Genomic DNA, 16,962 nt, shown 5'->3' on the forward strand with positions numbered 1-16,962 from the left:
AATTAGCTGATCTATGTGCCGATTTAGCCCTAATTCATTTTTTTTAAAATTTGTAACAATATGATTTTTAAAATTAATTTTAGTCTGAACATTACTGTATCTACAATCATCATGAAAATTTCCCAGATATGGGAATCAAGGATTATGAATTTACAAAATCATTTGTAAAAAATTTGTCAAGCCTCTAATCCGATTTTTTTAATCATATTGAAATCTTTTTCAGATTCGTTTCCACCCATTGTAAGATATCCTGATGTAATTATTCCATTTGCACCGCTTTGCAATAGTTGCTCTCCTGAATCAGTAAGATTTGTTTCTCTTCCTCCAGAAATTTTTATCACTGATTCTGGTAATAGGAATCGTATTACTGAAAACATTCTTACAATTTCCAAATTTTCTAATTTTACTTGTAGCTCTAACGGTGTTCCAGGTACTGGTACTAGTATGTTTATTGTAACTTCTTCAGGATAAAGCGCAGCTAATTCATTGGCCAACTCTATTCTTTGTTTTCTTGTCTCCCCCAAACCGATTATTCCACCCGTACACAATTCTAACCCAGCGTCGCGAGCAATTTGCAATGTTTTTAGTCTGTCGTCATATGTGTGTGTAGTGCATATCTCTGAAAATTTTGATTTTGATGTTTCTAAATTATGATTGTATCTTTTCACGTTGAGTTCTTTGAGTTTTTTTGCTTGCTCTGGTGTAAGAAAGCCTAGGCTGCATTCTACATTAATGCCTACCTTGTCATTGATTTCTTTTATGATGTTGCATACTTTGTCAAAATCTCGTGGAGATGGTTCTCTCCATGCAGCTACAAGACAGTATGATTCTGCCCCCTCGTCTTTTGCTTTTTTTGCTTTGATTACAACTTCTTGTGCTGATGGTAGTTGATAGGTTTCAATTCCTGTATCGAAAAATGCAGACTGCCCGCAAAAAGAACAATCCTCACTGCAAGCATTTTTTTTAATATTGTTTAATTGTTCAACATCTACTTTCTTTCCATTAAAATCTCTAGTTATCTGATTTGCAGCTTTAGCTAGATCTGGAACATTCTCATCTGGTATGTTGAATAGTTTTTCAGCGTCTTGACTTGTTATTCCAATGCCTGAAAATACATTTTCTTGGCATTCTTTGATAAATTCCAAGACATTATTCATGATATTTCACTATGAATTCTATTAAAAAAGATTAGTGAGTTAAAGATTGACTTTTCATGCGTGATTACATGGTTATTTTTTGTATGCCTGATTGAAAATTAAAATTCAATTTTCTTGATGTTGTTGCGTTTACCATATCGTTTTATTTTCTGCGGATTTTATTGTGTCAATGGTTCTGTTTAGCAAGAAATCTAACTCTTCTTCAGATATTGCTAGCGGTGGTACAAGCATGATTATGTTTCCAAGCGTACGAAGATAAATTCCATGTTTTTTGCCTTCTTCAAAAAATATTTTGTTTATTGATTTTTTTGGATTAATCGGAGTTTTATTTTTTTTATCCTTGACTAATTCTATTCCCATGAGCATTCCTTTATGCCTGATATCGCCAACTGTTTTTATTTCTGATATTTTGTCATAATACTCTTCAAAAATTTTTGATGTTTTTTGAATTTTTTTAATTAAATTATTTTTTTGATATAATTTCAGATTTTCATTTGCAACCGCTGCAGATATTGGATTACCTGTGTATGTGTGCCCATGAAACAGATGCTTCCAATCATTAAATTCGCCTAGAAACGAATCATAGATTTTTTTATTTGCTAAAGTTGCAGCCATTGTTAGATAGCCTCCTGTTAACATTTTTCCAAACGACACGATATCTGGAATACTTTTTTGTTCAGTATATTGAACCATAGAACCTAATCGTCCAAAACCAGTTGCTATCTCATCTAATACTAGTAATACGTTGTATTTTTTACATAATTTACTTATCTTCGTCTGAAATCCTTTTGGAAATATGATAACTCCACCTGCTACCTGTGCTCCACTTTCCATAACAAACGAAGCAATTTTGTCATCATTAGAAAATTTCTTTTCAACTTTATCTAGACAAAAATTTTGATACTCTGAATAGTCATATCCTTTAGGAATTCTGTATTTGTTTGGTACTGGAATTTGTATTGTTGGAAATAATTGTTTTTTAAATTTGCCAAAAAATTCTGGTACATAACCAACAGCCATTGCTCCAAATGTGTCCCCATGATAACCGTTCTCTAATGTTACAATTTTTGTCTTTTTTATTTCTCCTATGTTATTCCAATATTGTAATGCCATCTTTATTGCAATTTCCATTGCTGAAGATCCGTTGTCAGAATAAAACACCCTGTGCATCCCTGGAGATATTCTTATCAAATTTTCTGCTAGTTTCTCTGCAGGTTCATTTGTTAGGTTAAACATTGAAGAGTGTTGAAGTTTTTTACATTGTCTAGCTATTACATTGGTTAATTCAGGTTTTGAGTGACCCCAAACATTACACCACATTGATCCAACCGCATCAAAATAATTATTTCCATCAGAATCAATTAGATACATCCCTTTGGATTTTACAATTTCGTTAAATGAATCCCATTCTTTCATCTGCGTATTAGGATGCCAGACAAAGCTTTTCTTTTTCAAACGATTTCTGTAATTAATTTGAACTTAATAATTAAACTATGATGCCATGAATTATGTTTCTTAAATACAGAAAACCATGAATAGAATTTTTAATGAGATTTTGATAATTCTGACTTTTGATGTCTTTTACTAATTATTGCTATTTAGATTCTTCATTATTTTCATTTTGTTCTGCATTGTTTGCTTTATCTCTGACTTTTTTCATAATGCAGTACTTGCTTAGACTGTTTAGTAATCCCATGATGTTTTTACTGTGTGTCCAAACTTAAAGTTTTGTCATAAATATTTGGAACCAATTTATGCATGTTTTTTGTTGTGTCATGCGTATATTTTTAAAATTTATTTAATTATTTTTGTGCCTATATATGTGTCCGATTGCATATTTCCTATATGAAAAAGATCTGTTAGTGTGGGAAATAGGTAGATGACATATAGTTTAATTTTCTAACAAATATGATAATGATAATCATTAAAGTTCATTTCTTGCGTCGCTTCTTTACAAGTCAAAAATCTGATGTTACTGTAAGTCCTTTTGAGAACTGTTGTCTTTTGGATTTTCTGGAAGTGTTATTGTAAAAATTGTTGGAGGTGATGTCACAGTAATCGTCCCGCCATGTGCCTCAATGATCGACTTTACACTTGCCAGCCCAAGTCCAGTTCCTTGCTGTTTTGTAGTAAATAATGGCTCAAATATTTTTTCTATGTTCTCTTTTGGTATGCCCTCTCCAGAATCTTCAAATTCTATGAGTAGATTGTTTTTTTCACTTTTTGCTCGTATGGTTATGCTTCCGTCATTTTGACCAATTGCATCGACTGAATTTGATAATAGATTTCCAAACGCAGCTTCTAACTGGATTTTACTTGCCATCAACGAAAAATCATGTTTTGGTAATATGACTTTGATGTTTTTTGGAACATTTACGTTTGTAATGGATTCATGTAACATTTGTAAAAGTGAAACTAGTTTTAGATCAAGAGGGATAGTCTTAACAAAACCTAGAACCTGATTTATTTGATGATTGATTCTATATATTGCATCATTAAGAATTGGAATATATTCATCTAATTTTGGATCCAGCTTTTTGTTAATTCTTGATTCAATGGAATCCACTGTGAGCTTGATCAGACCAAGCGGATTTCTCAAGTCATGAGATATTCTTGAAGTCAGCTCCCCAATAGTGGAAAGTTTTTCTTTTTTTATCAGGTCATTTTGAGCCTGAATTATCAATCTTGTTTGATTTTTTGTCTTTTCAAATAATATTACTACTAACAATATGATAATTCCAATTACAGTGATCAATATTGGAAGTACAACATCAAAAAAATAATAAAGCGATTTTGCAGATTTGGCGCCATTTACCAGAATTGACTCCGAGTAATCAGTTGTGTGCTTACCTCCCAATTCAACTTGAGCGCCTCGTACTCCATTATCTACAAAATAGTCGTCCCACTCTTTAGAAAAAGTTACAACCATGCCAGTTACCGGTTCAACTGACACCATGCATTTTCCATCAGAGAGTATCTTTTTTGATGGAAATTGTGGAAAAGCAGAAGATACATCGGTACCAGTATATCTGCATGAAAAGTCATACACTTCAAGATCATCTATCTTGTTTGTTTTTTCAAAAACAAATGTTGTAGATGTAAATATCATTGGATGAAAGAATTCATAGTTTTGTTTTTGTACGTTTGGTGGAAAAGCAAAATACTCGTTTGACTGCGCGTGTTTTCGAGTATTTCTATCAACAAAAAAAGTCTGGTCATTGTTAAAAACCACATTGTTTGTTGTCGGGTCTATTCCAACAATGGTTGCCTTGATTTCCAATATGTCATTGTTAACATCTATCACATACTGTCGTAGAGTTTCTCGAATCAAAAATGTGTCTGATAGTTCGCCATCAATGCTTTCAAGTATACGATCTTCCCCCTCGTGTTCTGAGATCAATTCATAAGTTAAAGGAAGTTTTTTTATTTCATATACTGACAGTTCGTATATTCCAATAACTGATATAATAATTAAAAATCCTATGACCAGTTTTGACTTGTAACTGAAATTCATACAGTTTTTAGCAAGTCTTGCTTATAAAAAATGAATCCACCCTTGTCTTGCTGGTGACAAACTCTTGTTTATATAATAATACAAATGGCTACATTTATGATCAATTGCATTGTAATTGATGATGACTATAACATCGCAAAGGTGTTTTCAGATATTTTAGAACTTATGGGATTAAACATTTTAGCGTGCGGATATGACGGCAAAGAGGCAGCTGAACTATATGAAAAGCATTGTCCTGACCTTATCTTTACAGACATAATGATGCCAGAATATGACGGATTTTACGGCATTGAAAAAATTAAAAAATTTGATCCTGATGCTAAGATTGTTGTAATAACTGCAGATGTCTCATATGAAACTTATCGGAAACTAGAAGACCTTAATGTTACAGCAATAATTTGCAAGCCCTTTGATCAAAGTGAGATAAAAAAAGTGTTAATGGAAAAATACAAAATCCATACACGATGACACGATTTTAGAAAATCTCATAATGGGCTCTAGAATCTGATAAAATCATATGTCATTGCTTCACATTGTTTGTTCCATAAAGGAAGTACTCATACCTGATAATCTCCGTTATTTTATAATATAAAAAATCAAAACATTTCTTATTGGCCATGTTTTCTATATTTATGACTCAAAAGGGATTGAAGTTGATTTTGCATAATCCTATATTTTTGAGTATTTTATTTTTTATGGCTCTATCTGTTGGACTGATTTATGCTGAACCTGTTTTTGATTTTAATTTTGGCAGCTCAGGTACTGGAAATGGTCAATTCAAGGCACCTGAAGATGTGGCACTTGACGCATCAGGTAACATCTATGTTGCAGATACAAACAACAATAGAATTCAAAAGTTTGATTCATCTGGTACATACTTGTCACAATTTGGCAGCTCAGGTAACAAAAATGGACAATTTAGATCACCTGAAGATGTGGCACTTGACGCATCAGGTAACATCTATGTTGCAGATACAAACAATCACAGAATTCAAATGATCTAATGTACCCTGAAATCAGAACAAACTACCCGTACATATCGCCATGTGATGTTCAGGGAATAATTGGATTGTATGATGGTAAACAGAAAAGTGAAATTATCTGTCAATAAAAACATGCTTTTGGTAAAATTTACGTGTATCCAACTTTGCGTATGTTTCAATCGACTCACCCAATTGCTTGTTCATTCAAAATAATCAACCGATGATTCAAAAACAGATGCATTGGATTGAGGCCTAAGTTATTGAAACAAGTGTCTTGTGCCTATCTCTGAGATTATGCATTTTATCGTGTCTTTCGATGTTTTTCAATCGAGTGTGTCATTCATGATTTGCCTCCAAAAAAATACTGATTTTTAAATTGCCTTATTCTAATTCACTAATTGTACTCAATATTGATTATTTTCATTAAAAATTCTTGAAATAGGCCGGTTCATATAGTAACAAAATTAAACTATATTGATCTTATTTTTGGTTCAACAAATTATCAATACTGACACCACATGTGGTCGTTGTGGAAAAAAGGGAATGCTGACAGACAATGTAACTGGAGAAAGATTTTGCGGAAAATGTGGATATGTAATTACCGAAGTACTGTCAGATTCTGGTCCTGAATGGAGATCATTTTCAAAAGAAGGTGGAGCAGATCCTACTAGAACTGGCGCACCTACATCACTTACTATTCATGACAGGGGACTTGCAACAATTATCAATCCAATAAACAGAGACTCTTCTGGAAAACCGTTATCATCATCGATGAAGAGCACCATTGAACGTTTACGTACATGGGATAGTCGAAGTAAGGTTCACGAATCTGCTGACAGAAATCTCAGACAAGCATTAAGTGAACTATCTAGATTAAAGGACAAACTCTCACTTTCTGATGCTGTAATTGAAAAAGCTGCTTACATTTACAGAAAAGCATTAGAGAAAGGATTGGTGAGGGGACGTTCGATCTCAGCCCTGATTGCTTCTGCACTTTATGCAGCATGCAGGGATACAGAAACTCCTAGAACTCTAAAAGATGTTTCTGATGCAGGAAATATCAAGAAAAAAGACATTGCAAGATGCTATCGATTGTTACATCGTGAGCTAGATCTAAAGATGCCAGTAGTTGACCCAATCCAATGTGTTGCAAGAATTGCAAGCAAGCTTGGAATTTCAGAAAAGACAAAACGTTTTGCTGTCAAAGTTCTAAAAACAGCACAAGAGCATGAAGAATCTGCAGGAAAAGATCCGATGGGGCTTGCTGCAGCTGCACTATACCTATCATGCGTAAATAACTGTGAAAATATGACTCAACGCGATATTGCCGAAGCTGCAAGTGTAACTGAGGTAACAATAAGAAATAGATACAAGGGTTTAAGATTAGACCAAACTGATCTATGATATAGAGTAGAAAATATGACAGAAACAAAACCAGTAATAGCAATAGTTAATGTCGTAGCCTCTGCAACAATTGACCAAAAACTAGACCTTGTAGATATTACAAAAAAATTTCCAGACGTGGAATATCATCCAGAACAATTTCCAGGAGCCGTCTTTAGACTCAAAAACCCAAAAACAGCAACACTTCTCTTTAGTTCTGGCAAGATGGTCTGTACTGGTGCAAAGTCACAAGAGTTGGCCGAAGATGCAGTGTCCAAAGTCGTTGAAATATTGAGAAAGGGTAAAATCAAAATTAAAAATGATGCTACAGTTACAATACAAAATATTGTTTCATCAATTAATCTTGGGGGAAGAGTAAATCTGGAACAAGCTGCAAGAACATTACCTAGAAGCATGTATGAACCAGAACAATTTCCAGGATTGATTCATAGAATGCTTGATCCAAAAACTGTGATTCTGATTTTTGCTTCAGGTAAATTAGTCTGCGTCGGTGCTAAACTTGAAAAAGACATACACCGTTCTGTCAACCAAATTCACAGCATGCTTGAAGAGAAAAATTTAATGGTTTATTCATAATTGACTAGACTATTGCCAGAATCTCTTTTTATCACAGGAACCGATACTGATGTAGGCAAAACATATGTTGCTGCAGGTCTTGCTGTCGCACTTCGTAAGATGGGAATAGATGTTGGTGTGATGAAGCCGTTTGCAGCTGGAGTTCCTCAAAGAAAGGGATTCAAATCTGAAGATGTGGAGATTTTAGCTACTGCAGCTCAAGTAACTGATCCTGAATTGCTTTTGAATCCACAGTTTTTTCCAATAATGGCATCGCCTTATACAGCATTAAAAAATTTAAAAATTAAACCAAACATTCAACTAATCTTAAAACAATTTAAAAAATTATCAAAACTACATTCAATGCTGCTTGTTGAAGGGATGGGAGGAATAATGACCCCTATACTTCAGAACTATTTTGTCACAGATTTGATAAAAGATATGAAATTACCCACAATTATTGTCACTAGGACAAGAGTTGGCGCCATCAATCACGCAATAATGACCTGTAAGATGTGTGAAAAATACAAAATTCCAATCAAAGGAATCATAATAAACAATTTTGATGTTGATGGGTATCGTGTTAAGGAATTAAAACGCGATTTGGAAAATTTAACTCGTGTATCTGTATTGGGCTCTGTTCCGTTCATTGATGATATGAGTGACCATTCTCTTTATAGAATATTTAAAAAAAATATTGACCTTGAGTCATTACTAAATTAAATTTCAGATGCGTAGTATTTTGAATTTGTTTTGTCCTTGAACATTTGCAAACTGTCCAATGTCTACAATTATTTTTAAAAATGATGGGTTCTTCTTTTCAATTATGTATGTGTTATTTTGAGAATCTATTTTCTTTGAAAGCACCAACCAAATATTTTTGTTGTTTGGTTGTATTTTTCTTAGACTGTCAAGTTTTTGCTTGATTTCGTTGATATCCATTGTTTTTGGTATGTAAATTATTAGAGCTTTACCTGGATCATTTTCTAGCGTTTTTAAATTTGGTATTACGATGTCTATCTTGACACCTTTGTGTTCTATCTTTCTTTGACTTGGAATCAATGCGTTTGTCAATAGATAATGCAGTAGTCCTGTCGCAAATATCGCTATGCTCTCTTCTTTTTCTCCCATCAAAATTACTCTGTCAAAACAATTTTCTAAAACATCATTGATCAATTCAGGAAATTTTGATTGTGATGCTAACTCTTGAATTTTTTTAGATTCTAAATATTCAAACAGATACTCTTTGATTGGATTTGACTCTTCGGACATTTGTTTATTCGTTGAATATGTATCGTCTTTCGCCCCTTGATTCTGTCGTGGTGTTGACATCTACTAAGATGAACTCTCTTTTTGTACGAAGTATTGACTCTTCTGGGGAAAGCTTGTTTTCATGTAGTGTCTCATACTCATCTAATGTGAGTCTTCGCCTTGGTGCAAGCTCTGCTTCCAAGTTCATGTTTTTAACAATTTCTTCGTATTGTGGTTGAACTGTGCCGCTAAACACCATGGCACTACTTCCACTACCATATGACCCAAATCCGAAACGTTTTCCATTCAAATCAATTCCCTTTTGATATTCAAATTCAAGACAACTTCTAAATCCCAAATACAATGATGCAGTATAGAGATTTCCAATCATCTTTGATGCCACCAATGAGCTTGCCAATTTTGCTTCATAGATTTCTTGAAACTCTCGTGTTTTTGTAAATGCTTTTGTAAACTCGTGATCTTTTGCCATGAACTCTTCATCTCCTAATACTGATTCAATTGTTCCACGTGGATCTTTTGGAATTGGCTCTTGTATCCCTATCTCTTGGATTATTTTTTTCCATCTTGGAAGTTGGCGCCATTCATGTCTTACCAAATATGCAAGAGCTTTTTTGCCCATGTTGCTGTATGGCAAGTGCATGTTAAGATAATCCATATGATCTAAAATTGTCTCTCCTGGTTCTAACTTCATAAGTCCTGATGATATTGCTTTTTTCTTGTAAGTTTCAAGTGCCTTTCTTACCTGAATCATGTACAGAAGATTGGAATATTGACCATGTACTATTGGTGTCTCTTTTCCAAATGGTCTGTAAAAATCGTATTCATCTTTAATTGATGTGGCTGTTACTTTAGGATCAAATGACAATAATCTTGGTTCGTCATTGAGTAGCATCACAACTGCTCCAGCTCCTTGTGTCATTTCACCACTAGAACCCATATCGTATTTTGCAATGTCTGAAACAACTACCAGTGCATGCTTTCCTTCTGCTTCTCCTGCTCTAATCCAATTTGTATTATCATAAAGTGCATACGACCCGCTTACACAAGCAAATTTTGTTTCTACTCCGCCACAATGCTCAAACGCTCCTTGACCATAAACCTGCTCTAACATGCCAATGACATAAGAGTTCATTGCTTTTGATTCGTCAAATGAAGATTCCGTGGACACATACAGTCTTCCAATATCTTCTGGCGAAAGCTTGTTTTTTTGCATAATTTGTAAGCATGCATTTGCTGCAAGACATGCAGGGTCTTGGTTTGTATCAACTATTGCCATTTGAGATACTCCCAATCCTTTCTGGAGTTTTTCAGGGTCTAGACCTCTGGCTTTTGCAAAATCTGCTGCATCTATGTATAGCCGTGGTATGTAAATTGCAATATCGTCTATTCCAGCTGCCATGTAGCTTGCCTCCTTCTGTACTCATATAAGGATATTGAGCTAATTCTATCTTACTAATTAGGGAATTTTTACAAATTTTTATATACTTTTTACAAATTGATCGATGATTTTTCTATTTTTCCAACTCTGAATTGAAAATTCTCTCAAAAACATCATATGGTTGAGCTCCACCAATCTTTGTCACCTTGTTGTCTGGTCCAATGACAAAAAATGCAGGAGTTCCAGTTAATCCCAGGTCTTTAGCGTCCTGATTACTATTTGCAATAATTTCAGTATGTTTTGACTCTATCATGCATTTGGAGAACATATCAATATCTAATCCAACATCTCTTGCAAACCCAAGCAGGTTTTCAGATGATGCCCATCCATTATTCTCGCCATTCCAATTGTTGTATAATGTATCATGATACTCCCAATACATCTCTTGTTCATCAGCGCAATGAGCTGCATGAGCTGCAGAGACTGAATCTGGACCAATTATTGTATAATCTTTGAAGATTACTTTGACTTTTCCTGTTTCGACATAGTTTTTGAATAGTTTGGGCTCCGTCTTATGGAAAAACTGGTTACAGTAAAAACACTGATAATCGCCAAATTCTATCAATGTTACTGGGGCGTTGGGATTGCCTAGAACTGGTGAACCGTTCTCAAAAAATGTTGCACTTGTAATCTGTGCAGGTCCTGATTCTTCGATTACAGGGGTGGGCGCGATTTCTAACTCTGATTCATTATTTGACAAGTTAAATGCTAAAAACATTGCAATTATTACCATTGATGCAATTCCGGCCCCTATTGCCAAAGATGGGACATGAATCATGAAAAATTGTCGATTTTTACGACATTTAGTCTTTTGTACACCTGATTTAAAACCACATCTTGATAAATATTTTTGAACAATTATTTCAACATGTTAAATGAATTATTAATAACATAGATGATTATTCAAATAATTAATCAGGGTAATTCATGAGTTCTAAAAACGATGTTTTGATTATTGAAGATAGTCCGGCAATAGGAATGTTATTGAAAAATTATCTTGAAAAATTAGGATATACTCAAATTCACATTTGTTCAAATGGTGCAAGTGGCATCACGACATTCAAAGATCTTATATCAAATAAGAAAGATCCAATTGTTTTGCTTGATTATATGCTTCCAGATACTGATGCACGTTCAGTTTTAACTCAGATGTTTGAAGTAAAGCCAGACATCCGAGTTTTATTGGCAACAGCAACTGAGGAAGATGACGAAGGGGTCAAAGATTTGATCCGATTAGGTGCATACCAGTATTTACAAAAACCAATCCGTTTTGAACACATAAAATCTGCTTTTGAAACTATTGAAGAAGAGGATAATTTTTTCAAAAAAGAATCGTCTCAAGTCGATATTATATCAAAACAAATTGAAGATCTTGAAAGTAAAATCCGCTATCGTGTTGACATGACACTTCAATCAACTTCTACCTTTAGTCTTAGTTTTTTACAAAATTTATTTAATGATTCAAATGAATACATTTCTACATATCTAAAAGAACTAGAGCAACAAGGAAAGATTACTCGTCTATCTGATAAAAAAGAAATTGCATGTAATAGATGCGATTCTACATCGATTACTCAGATTTTTTACTGTCCTTCTTGTAAGAGTTCAAAATTTAGATCAGGTAAACTCATTGAACATTATGAATGTGGAAATATTTCAGAAGACAATACTTATGTAAATGATCTATGTCCTAGCTGTAAAAAATTGATCAAGGCACTTGGTGTAGATTATCGTGTGATGAAAAATCACTACATATGCAATGACTGTTCAAATTTTTTTCCTCAATTATCAACTGATTATGTTTGTTTAAAATGCCAAAATAAATTCAGTCTAGATGAATGTAAATGGAAGACTAGTCCATTTTATAAAACAAATTCCACGTAATTTGTAATTAGCATTATGACATGTGTCTAAATTATAGAGGAATAATTATTGTTCTGGATATGAGATTGTTTATTGCATTTTCTAATTCTACATCTGTGATTTTTCCTTGTTCGTACCAGACGTAGACATGTTTAATCCATGCGGGATATTTTTCAAATAAAGATTCTTGAGGAATGTCTGTTAATGATATCATTTTGATGTTGTTTTTCTTTAAAGCGTTGATTAGTTCTTCGAGCAGTTTCATTTTGTCTTCGTTTATTTGATTTTTAAACTCACCATCACGTATTGCAAAGTCAGATGGTTGTGTGCTGATCAACGCATATCCGTATTTTTTTTGCTGATCTTTTATTTTAGTCAGCATTTTTTCAACTATAGTTCCTTGAAGAAATGGATCATCATCTAAAAGATTTGGCAAGTATGATGTTTCAGGAATGTGGCGTGGATAAGATTTGACATTTAGCGTATCAGTTGTAGTCATTGCACTAACATATGCTATGTTGTTTTGTTTTGATGCGTTTATCGTGTTATTGTTGAATTTGCCAAATGGAGCTGAAAATATCTCTGATTGTATCCCTAACTTTTTAGATATCTGATTATTTGTTTGTTCAATGCTGGATGATTGTTCTTCTGTTTCATACAATGAATGGTCTACCAACTCCCAACCCCTAACCGCTACATCTATTTTCTTGTCTTGAATTTGTTGTTTTAAAAAATCAACAGTCTTAGGATCACTTCCAAAAAATTTACCAATAATACTTGTTGTTACTGGAACATTATTTTCTGAAAATGTGTTTATCAAATTATTTTGGACATCATTTAACCAGAAATCTTGTACGTTGTCAATTTTAAATGCAACACAGTTACAATTTACATTCTCATTTGTATTTGTCTGGTTTTTTATAATCTTCTCAAAAATTACCGAATTATATTCATCTATTTTTCCTACAGGTAGTAACAAATATCCTTTAGATTTCAGCGTTGAAATAACTGCTTTTAATTCTTCAAATTTGGTTTGATTTGCTTCATTTATGTATGCCCCACCGTCATAATTTGAAAACTCATAGGGATGCATCATTACTACAGCATAACCATAATCAAAAAGACTGTCATCTATCAATTCCAATATTTTTTCCTTTGAATTATGATTCCAATATGATGCGATAGGGTCTAATTTTGCAGTTGATACTGCTGTGTTAAAGTGATAAAAATCAGATTTGACAAATTTTGATGGAACGTCTGTTTGAATTGATGCACTAAGATTATCATAATCGTATTTTTTCAAATACGTTATTGTCTCATCCTCAAAAATGTTTTCTGGTGGAATAAACGTGTGTGGTTTTACTTGGAATAGTTCTTGAATTTTGGTGTCTGTATTTTTAATTAGCTCTTCTTGTGATTCAGAAGATAAACTAGTCATTACCCTATTGTTCCAACTGTGATTTGCAATCTCAAATCTTGGGTTTGCTTGCAATTGCTCCTTGATTGCATTAACTATCCTAGGATCATTGCCTGTTACCCCGCCAATTACTCCAATAGTGAGTCCTGCTTCTTCTTCTTCAAACAATTTCATCATTTGAATTTGTGAATTGCTCAAAAAATAATCTTGTACGTCATCGAATCTAAATGCAACACAGTTGCAATATGACCCTTCAAAGTTCAGCTGAGGATCGTTTGTAAATATCTTTATTGGTGCATGACTTCCAGACAGAGTCACTTTTTTTGACGCTATAATCTCGCCAGTGTTTTTTGAAACAACATGAAATGCGTATGTCCCTACAGGAATGTTAGATAATACCGCATCTCCTTTGTATGATACTGGAGACTCTATTACTTTTGATTTCTTTTTGTCATTTACTTGGATTGTAAGTGATCCATCAGATTCTGAGACTTTGGTCTTTTCATCTTTATACACTTCTACTGTTATTGCTGAATTGATTATCTTTGGCCACTTTGTTACTATTTTGATGTCTTTGGAAAGTGATGACTGTATTTGTAACGGGGAATATGTGTATTTTAATTGAGGATCTATTACTACTTCTACGGTATAATAATCATTATTGATAGTCTGTGGAAGCCAAAAACGGACAGTATCCCCATTAAAGTCTGTTTGATCAAATCCTACTATCTTTCCACTCATTGTTTTAAAAAATATGCTGGCATCAGATATTGGAGTCTGCCCATCTTGGTAAAAAACTCCTAATTTTATCCCTCCAGGTAATTTTACATTCATCTCAAAATTGTTGGCTGTCTTTTTTAGATCATAATAATCTACACTCTGGAAATGATCATTGTAATACAGTTCAATTTTGTATTTGTGGTTTAATGGTAGATTTGTTATTTGTACTGGATTACTTTGTACTTGAATTTCGGTTATTGGATTTTTATCAAAATCTTTGTAGATTTTTAATGATGTTGATTCGATGCTTGCCTTGTTTCCATTATCGTATTTTAATAAAAGATCAATGTTTCCAGTGATTTCTGCAAATGTTTGTTCAATAGATATTGAAAATGATGCCAAAAATATTGTCAACAATATTAAAATTTTTAGATTGATTTGCATGGATATTGATTATTTGTTTAATGTTTTGTATTAATATAGTTGTAAATTAATTTCACCATACATTAGATATAATTTCAATAAATCTAGATGATATTATTATTTTGGTTTGAAAATACGCGGTATTTTTTTACACGCCTATTCTTTTAGCGCTTGTCCATGTGGCCTTTTTCTTTCGTAGTTGTTCCAGTATTGCTTTTAGTAGCAAAAAGTCTATTATCTGTTTAAAGCCAAAAACCAAAAAGCCTGCATGCCATAACAATTTAGGGTCTTCACCATCTATCCTAATAGCTAACGCAGACATTAGATAGTGAACTACGACAAAAATCAAAGATACCTGCAAAACATACAATCCATCCCCCAAGATTATTCCCAAAATCGCATTTGCGGTAGCCGTAAACCCAATAATTGGCGTAATTACCATCCCCAAAAACAGATACGGCAACGACAATCTTTGCAGATATCCAAATCGCGGATTAAACAATGCATCTGAATGTCTCTTCAAGACCTGGATGTTTCCACGATACCACCTTTTTCTTTGAGCTACAAAATCATGCAGAGTATTTGGTGCCTCAGTATATGCAGTAGCTTTTGAGCTTCCCTGAGTAATCAAACCTGCTTTTAATAATTTAATTGTCTGATCAAAGTCTTCAACTATTGTTTCTTTGCCATAAATTCCAGCTTCTGCAAGATATGATTTTTTAAAAGCACCTAATGCTCCCGGAACAATGGTAATTGATCCAAACACATCAAAAGCTCGTCTAACTATTTGAATTCCAGTGATGTATTCTAAGGCTTGACACTTTGTAATCCAATTAACCCTGTTTCTTACTTTGATGTTACCTGCAACAGCTGCAACGTGTTCGTTTATTTCAAATCCTTTTACAATTTCTTTTAAGGAATGCCTTCCAATAATTGTGTCTGCATCAACTATTACAATAATCTCTCCAGTTGCATACACTAGACCATAATTTAACGCAGATGCCTTTCCGCCATTTTCTTTATGCAGTACTTTGATCTTGTCTTTGTATTCCATTGCAATGGATAATGTCTTGTCTTTGCTTCCATCATCGACAAATATGATCTCTTTTTTCGGATAGATTGTTTCTAGCAGTCCTTCTATTGTGTGTGAAATCACTTTTTCTTCATTATATGCCGGAATTATTATTGAGATAGTGGGAAATTCCTTTATGTCTGCCTGGTTATTCTCTCTGTGCTTACTTAGAACTGCCATTGGCACAAACAACATTGTCGACCAAAATGAAATTGTCATTGCCCACAGTAAAATTATTCTGATTGGGGATTCTAGTAATGTGTATCCTTCATATGCAATCAATGTTGCAATAAGAAACGGAGAACCAAGTAAGAATATTAAAAATATTGACGGTGCACGCATTCCTGAAATATTTTTAGAGTATAACTTTTTACTTGCTCCAAGAACATGATATAGTGTGATGAATCCACCCAATCCCATAGCAATCATGCTTATTGGTCCTAAAAGAAAATAGACTGTCACAATTAAGAAAATAAAGATTGTAGCTGTTAGTAGAATTTGTACAGGGTCTTTTTTTATTTTAGATGGTACGTTAGATGTACTCTCTGTATTTTCATATGTGTTTTTTATGTGTGATTTTTCCTCTTTAACTTTAGAGAGAGCATTAAAACAATCTGAATGAAACCATTCTTTATCTTGTCTTGTAGATTTCTCATTTAATTGAATATCTCTGTTGCATAGCGAGCATTTAGTTAGCTTTGGATTTAGGAATACTGATAATTCTTTTTTTAGCATATCTGTTTGTTTATCTTTTTTTATCTCAATACTGTCTATTCCTAAAATTTTTTTTAGGTATTTCTTATCGGATTCAAAAATAATTTCTTTTTCTTTGATCCTTTTTAGAAGATATTGGTTTCTTCCAAAATCTCCTATGTTATTTGTAATAGCATAGCTGAGTTTTGAAATAATGTAATTTTTGTCCAATTCTGTTAATTTGTTTAGACTATTTTTGCTCTTAAATGTAAACTTGTCATGTTTATTCTCTAATCTGTCTATTTTTTTAGTTAATTTCTCATTCTATTCAAGCCTGTATCTAAACTAGGTTTTAGAAGTTTTTTCGCAATAAAAAATATTTTTACAAATAGTAAAAAATTTGACTGTCCATTTTATCCATGCACAAGTCTTAAATTTTTCTCACATCTGT

At 33.3% G+C, this 16,962-nt stretch carries 14 protein-coding genes; 6 read left to right on the top strand and 8 right to left on the bottom strand.

All coding sequences use genetic code 11. The annotated features are described in order from the left end of the window. Nucleotides 1–176: 176 nt before the first annotated feature. The 3 genes from bioB to K5782_RS00610 all read right to left on the bottom strand — a co-directional run bounded on the left by bioB (nucleotide 177) and on the right by K5782_RS00610 (nucleotide 4,671). Nucleotides 177–1,157, bottom strand: coding sequence for a biotin synthase BioB (gene bioB, locus K5782_RS00600; protein ID WP_297463073.1), 981 nt, complete (start codon nucleotides 1,155–1,157; stop codon nucleotides 177–179). A gap of 129 nt (nucleotides 1,158–1,286) precedes the next feature. Then, on the bottom strand, nucleotides 1,287–2,612 hold the full coding sequence (gene bioA, locus K5782_RS00605; protein WP_297463075.1) for an adenosylmethionine--8-amino-7-oxononanoate transaminase: 1,326 nt from the start codon (nucleotides 2,610–2,612) through the stop codon (nucleotides 1,287–1,289). A gap of 517 nt (nucleotides 2,613–3,129) precedes the next feature. Then, nucleotides 3,130–4,671, bottom strand: a complete 1,542-nt coding sequence (locus K5782_RS00610; RefSeq protein WP_297463077.1) for a porin PorA family protein — start codon at nucleotides 4,669–4,671, stop codon at nucleotides 3,130–3,132. A gap of 96 nt (nucleotides 4,672–4,767) precedes the next feature. Between K5782_RS00610 and K5782_RS00615 the strand changes: the two genes are divergently transcribed. From K5782_RS00615 to bioD, 5 genes are all read left to right on the top strand, one after another. Continuing rightward, nucleotides 4,768–5,139 carry a response regulator gene (locus K5782_RS00615; protein ID WP_297463079.1) on the top strand — a complete coding sequence of 124 codons (372 nt, stop codon included), beginning with the start codon at nucleotides 4,768–4,770 and terminating at the stop codon, nucleotides 5,137–5,139. A 227-nt stretch (nucleotides 5,140–5,366) separates the two neighbouring features. Beyond that, a complete protein-coding gene (locus K5782_RS00620; protein ID WP_297463081.1) occupies nucleotides 5,367–5,675 on the top strand; it encodes a 6-bladed beta-propeller in 309 nt (102 codons plus the stop codon). Nucleotides 5,676–6,140: 465 nt separating this feature from the next. Then, the gene (locus tag K5782_RS00625; protein ID WP_297463084.1) at nucleotides 6,141–7,058 is read left to right on the top strand and encodes a TFIIB-type zinc ribbon-containing protein; all 918 of its coding nucleotides are present in this window, start codon (nucleotides 6,141–6,143) and stop codon (nucleotides 7,056–7,058) included. 15 nt (nucleotides 7,059–7,073) lie between these two features. After that, nucleotides 7,074–7,634 carry a TATA-box-binding protein gene (locus K5782_RS00630; RefSeq protein ID WP_297463085.1) on the top strand — a complete coding sequence of 187 codons (561 nt, stop codon included), beginning with the start codon at nucleotides 7,074–7,076 and terminating at the stop codon, nucleotides 7,632–7,634. Nucleotides 7,635–7,646: 12 nt separating this feature from the next. Further along, nucleotides 7,647–8,336: a dethiobiotin synthase gene (gene bioD / locus K5782_RS00635; RefSeq protein ID WP_297463087.1), complete on the top strand. Its 690-nt coding sequence runs from the start codon at nucleotides 7,647–7,649 to the stop codon at nucleotides 8,334–8,336. Between the two features lie 3 nt (nucleotides 8,337–8,339). Here the strand turns inward: bioD and K5782_RS00640 are convergent, their stop codons facing one another. From K5782_RS00640 to K5782_RS00650, 3 genes are all read right to left on the bottom strand, one after another. Further along, entirely contained in the window at nucleotides 8,340–8,885 is a 546-nt protein-coding gene (locus tag K5782_RS00640; protein WP_297463089.1) for a hypothetical protein, read from the bottom strand. 4 nt (nucleotides 8,886–8,889) lie between these two features. Beyond that, the gene (locus K5782_RS00645) at nucleotides 8,890–10,284 is read right to left on the bottom strand and encodes a hydroxymethylglutaryl-CoA synthase (RefSeq protein WP_297463091.1); all 1,395 of its coding nucleotides are present in this window, start codon (nucleotides 10,282–10,284) and stop codon (nucleotides 8,890–8,892) included. 112 nt (nucleotides 10,285–10,396) lie between these two features. Continuing rightward, complete coding sequence (locus K5782_RS00650) at nucleotides 10,397–11,101, bottom strand: DsbA family protein (RefSeq protein WP_297463093.1); 705 nt, start codon at nucleotides 11,099–11,101, stop codon at nucleotides 10,397–10,399. A 149-nt stretch (nucleotides 11,102–11,250) separates the two neighbouring features. Between K5782_RS00650 and K5782_RS00655 the strand changes: the two genes are divergently transcribed. Next, nucleotides 11,251–12,207, top strand: a complete 957-nt coding sequence (locus K5782_RS00655; RefSeq protein ID WP_297463095.1) for a response regulator — start codon at nucleotides 11,251–11,253, stop codon at nucleotides 12,205–12,207. 31 nt (nucleotides 12,208–12,238) lie between these two features. Here the strand turns inward: K5782_RS00655 and K5782_RS00660 are convergent, their stop codons facing one another. Together K5782_RS00660 and K5782_RS00665 are read right to left on the bottom strand one after the other, a co-directional pair. Continuing rightward, complete coding sequence (locus K5782_RS00660; RefSeq protein ID WP_297463098.1) at nucleotides 12,239–14,725, bottom strand: polysaccharide deacetylase family protein; 2,487 nt, start codon at nucleotides 14,723–14,725, stop codon at nucleotides 12,239–12,241. A 169-nt stretch (nucleotides 14,726–14,894) separates the two neighbouring features. Continuing rightward, nucleotides 14,895–16,742: a glycosyltransferase gene (locus K5782_RS00665; protein ID WP_297463100.1), complete on the bottom strand. Its 1,848-nt coding sequence runs from the start codon at nucleotides 16,740–16,742 to the stop codon at nucleotides 14,895–14,897. Nucleotides 16,743–16,962: the final 220 nt, after the last annotated feature.

Origin of the sequence: Nitrosarchaeum sp. (genome assembly GCF_025699065.1) — an archaeon.
Classification (GTDB): Archaea; Thermoproteota; Nitrososphaeria; order Nitrososphaerales; family Nitrosopumilaceae; genus Nitrosarchaeum.

Excerpts from the sequence above, each read along its gene's own strand:
- K5782_RS00615 (WP_297463079.1), top strand. The coding sequence starts at position 4,768 with ATGATCAATTGCATTGTAATTGATGATGACTATAACATCGCAAAGGTG.
- K5782_RS00645 (WP_297463091.1), bottom strand. The coding sequence starts at position 10,284 with ATGGCAGCTGGAATAGACGATATTGCAATTTACATACCACGGCTATAC.
- K5782_RS00650 (WP_297463093.1), bottom strand. The coding sequence starts at position 11,101 with ATGATTCATGTCCCATCTTTGGCAATAGGGGCCGGAATTGCATCAATG.
- bioB (WP_297463073.1), bottom strand. The coding sequence starts at position 1,157 with ATGAATAATGTCTTGGAATTTATCAAAGAATGCCAAGAAAATGTATTT.
- K5782_RS00620 (WP_297463081.1), top strand. The coding sequence starts at position 5,367 with ATGGCTCTATCTGTTGGACTGATTTATGCTGAACCTGTTTTTGATTTT.
- K5782_RS00640 (WP_297463089.1), bottom strand. The coding sequence starts at position 8,885 with ATGTCCGAAGAGTCAAATCCAATCAAAGAGTATCTGTTTGAATATTTA.
- K5782_RS00610 (WP_297463077.1), bottom strand. The coding sequence starts at position 4,671 with ATGAATTTCAGTTACAAGTCAAAACTGGTCATAGGATTTTTAATTATT.
- K5782_RS00655 (WP_297463095.1), top strand. The coding sequence starts at position 11,251 with ATGAGTTCTAAAAACGATGTTTTGATTATTGAAGATAGTCCGGCAATA.
- K5782_RS00630 (WP_297463085.1), top strand. The coding sequence starts at position 7,074 with ATGACAGAAACAAAACCAGTAATAGCAATAGTTAATGTCGTAGCCTCT.